This is a genomic window from Chlorogloea sp. CCALA 695 (assembly GCF_003003885.1).
Lineage (GTDB): Bacteria > Cyanobacteriota > Cyanobacteriia > Cyanobacteriales > Chroococcidiopsidaceae > Aliterella.
In genome coordinates this window covers 1-3,060 of record NZ_PVWN01000136.1, presented here as the reverse complement: position 1 = coordinate 3,060, position 3,060 = coordinate 1, and the positions used below count along the sequence as shown (strand labels likewise).

At 40.3% G+C, this 3,060-nt stretch carries 4 protein-coding genes; all 4 read left to right on the top strand.

Annotated features, from left to right (window positions below; all coding sequences use genetic code 11):
* Positions 1–92: 92 nt before the first annotated feature.
* Complete coding sequence (locus C7B70_RS25365; protein WP_106371640.1) at positions 93–452, top strand: hypothetical protein; 360 nt, start codon at positions 93–95, stop codon at positions 450–452.
* A complete protein-coding gene (locus C7B70_RS25360) occupies positions 452–865 on the top strand; it encodes a hypothetical protein (RefSeq protein ID WP_106371639.1) in 414 nt (137 codons plus the stop codon). Before C7B70_RS25365 ends, C7B70_RS25360 begins: the two co-directional genes overlap by 1 nt.
* Before the next feature lie 50 nt (positions 866–915).
* Entirely contained in the window at positions 916–1,245 is a 330-nt protein-coding gene (locus C7B70_RS25355) for a hypothetical protein (protein WP_106371638.1), read from the top strand.
* Between the two features lie 112 nt (positions 1,246–1,357).
* On the top strand, positions 1,358–3,060 hold a 1,703-nt coding region (locus tag C7B70_RS25350), incomplete at its 3' end, for a hypothetical protein (RefSeq protein ID WP_146134181.1).

Here is a 3,060-nt window from a genome sequence, read left to right as displayed (position 1 = left end):
ATCAACAAATCGCTGACCAAGCTCTTAGTGGATTTTAGTGTTCGGTTTTCAATTTCAACTGCTATTTAAAGTAGATCCCTTTGGAGGTATTGATGTTTACTCCCACTGAACAAACTGTGTTGTCAAAATTGCCTCAAGAAGTCCAACGGATATTGAAGGATTACCCAACAGTTGTTGAAAACTACTTGATGGCGAGATCGCTTCCTGTACTAGCCCAAAGTAATGAACTTGGATTATTTGAGATTTACTACGATTGTGCAGATATTCCTGCTATGGCAATTAAAAAGGGTGTGCTTACTACTAATAAAATCAACGGCGACACTCCACCGACCATTATTGAAGGCATGGGTGACGATGGCGCAGTGTTTATTCAGGTAGGAGATTGCGTCATCCTCAATCGAGTTGGAGGTCATTTTCCTGAAGTTAGATCAGTGTTGGTGGAGGTTGGCTGATGTCAAATCAACAAAGAATAGACGATTTAGCATCCCTGTTTGGCGACAAAGACAAAATCACTATATCTCTAGGGCGGGAAAAAGTTTATCCAAACTTTGGCGTGTCCGATGCAACTCTAGAACAGTTAGAAAATGCTTTGCGCTCCCCACAATCAGAAAACGGAACAGTCAGAGTTTTAGAGTCAACAGGAGTTCTTTTGAAAGCAGAACTTATCTATTGTAGTTCTCAAAATGTTGTTGATTTAGATATTAAGAATGTTGCTCCACAACTTCAGTCTAGCTCTATTTTTCCAATACCAAAGATAGTGCAGATGAAGCGGAATCAAACAGTTAATCAATGGTTAGAAGCTTTAAATCAAACTGTCAAAGATACAGTAAAAGGAGTTGAGGAAGAATCCCTACATATTCCCTAAAACGTGCGCTCCTTAGCATCAAAAGTTTAATTTACTAGGAGACTTTCACCATGACTCAATATCCAAATGCAATGCTTAACGCCGAAGACTCTATCAATCTGACTCCCTTTCCCAATGGCTATCGACCTAAAGAAATTGAGGTGTATTTAGGTGATACTTGCCCTGATTCCGCTTATCACTACAGAAATGGTCAATGGTTTGATATCAGTCTTGAAAATATTACTGATGAATCGGTTGTCCAGATATTAGTTGATGACCAGTGGGCTTATATTCAAGCAGGAAACGAAGTTTTGCTAGATAGACTAGGAGGGGCTGTGCTACCTGAAATCCCCAATCAAGAATTTTTAGTATCTCGAATTAGTCATTATCTACAAAATTGAGTGTTTGGATTTTTTGTATAACTAATTTGGGTTTGTATGAGTTGTCTAAATAATACCTAACAGACTGGTTAAAAAACAAATTGGATTCACCATAATTGAGGCAGGAAATAAAATGGAACCGACGATTAAAGAGCTTAATGAGTCTTTGAATAAGCTAAGGTCAGAACCAGATCCTCCATTGCGTCCTCATCCCCGCGAAACTGCCCCAGAGATAAAAACGCCGATTGCTATGTCGGTGAGAGATGCGGCGAAAATCGTAATTGAAAAACGCAATAATGCTCCTGAATGGAAAAGTGGTCAAATGTCTTCTGGAGAGGTGTACGACGATCAGGGAGGGGTGAGCGAAAGAATCAACGGTCTAGAGTTAAGTGTTTTTCAACGGCAAGATTCATCAGTGTGTGTCGAAATTTATGATGACGCTTATTCTGATGCCACAATGCACCAAAATATCCCTGACAAGCACTATGAATTTACGTTGCTAGACACTAACTCGCGTGGTGAAGCTGTTTATTTTCTGCCAGACCACAGTATATATGAGCGAATGGGAGTAACCAAGGATGAATTTGCTCATCTAGTGACAGAGCGATTGTCAGGGATGGCAAATAAAATAGATTTGCAAAGTTCTATTCAACAAGAAAGCACTTTAGCAACAAGTTCTGTGCAAGTTGCAAATGAACGCCTAGAAGCGAACTTACTGCCTCAAGACCCTCCACCTGTCACAGTGGAAAAAGCACAGATAGAATCAGTGCCAGCAAATTCTGTCCCATGGATGGAGTCGTTAAAAGCACAGCTTGGTAATGTTGATGGCTCTAAGTTACAAGTTTTTGCTGGCAACAATAAAGTCTACGAGCAAACAGATAATGTCGTCACTACTGATAAATTAGCAACCCCTGTTGGGGAAAAGGTACAGCAAGCTTTAGAAAATCCCAACGAATTAAAAGGTTCTGTCCGCGTTGTGGTGGACGGAGAGAAAGTCTACCACGCCAAAAATGGTCAAGTTCTAGAAAATAAACATTCTTTAACACTGGAAAATTCACCAGTTACTCACCAAAAGAGCTTGAATGTTGTTCCAGAAGTAACCCAAGTAAGTGAACTACAAGCACAAAACCTAGCAGTTACTCCAGAAAAGGCTTTAGAACCTGCTCTAAAAGTAAGTCAAGTAGCCCAAGAACAAGAACAAGTTTTCCAAGGAGATCGCGCAGAAATAATAGATGCAGTAGTTTTAGACGTATCTCCAGTAGTTGAAAATCAAAAATCTAACAGTGGGGCAATTGTCTTGGCGAGGCAAGACAAAGAGATGATTGCTTTTCCTATAAATCCCACCCCAATAGAACTAGACGCAAAGATGCCAGAGGTAGTCAACCCAAATAATGCAAGCACTCGCGGTTCTGTGGAGCAATCATTAGCCAGTGCTAACGCTCGGATTGATTCACTACAGGCACAGTTAAAGGATACCCAAAAATCTCTTGAGGATCTTTCCAAGTTTGTCCGCAACGATAACTTAAAGTCTTGGGCAGAACATAAGGTTACTGAAGTTGTGAAGACTTCTCAATCCATTGCCGAGCAAGCCAAAAGTAAAGTAATGCAATGGGTACAGGCTAAAACCGGACTGGTTAAGGAAGCCGTTCAAGGCAAGGTTAACGAAGTCAAAACTTTTGCTCAAGATAAGGTTAATGAAGTTAAAACTGCTACCCAAATTAAAGTAAATGAAGTTAAGACCGTTGCCTTGGGCAAGGTAAATGAAGTCAAAACTGCTGCCCAAGATAAAGTTAGCGAAGTTAAGATTGCTACCCAGGATAAGGTAAATGAGGTCAA

Coding starts and splice junctions, on each gene's coding strand:
- C7B70_RS25360 (WP_106371639.1), top strand. CDS start 452: ATGTCAAATCAACAAAGAATAGACGATTTAGCATCCCTGTTTGGCGAC.
- C7B70_RS25365 (WP_106371640.1), top strand. CDS start 93: ATGTTTACTCCCACTGAACAAACTGTGTTGTCAAAATTGCCTCAAGAA.
- C7B70_RS25355 (WP_106371638.1), top strand. CDS start 916: ATGACTCAATATCCAAATGCAATGCTTAACGCCGAAGACTCTATCAAT.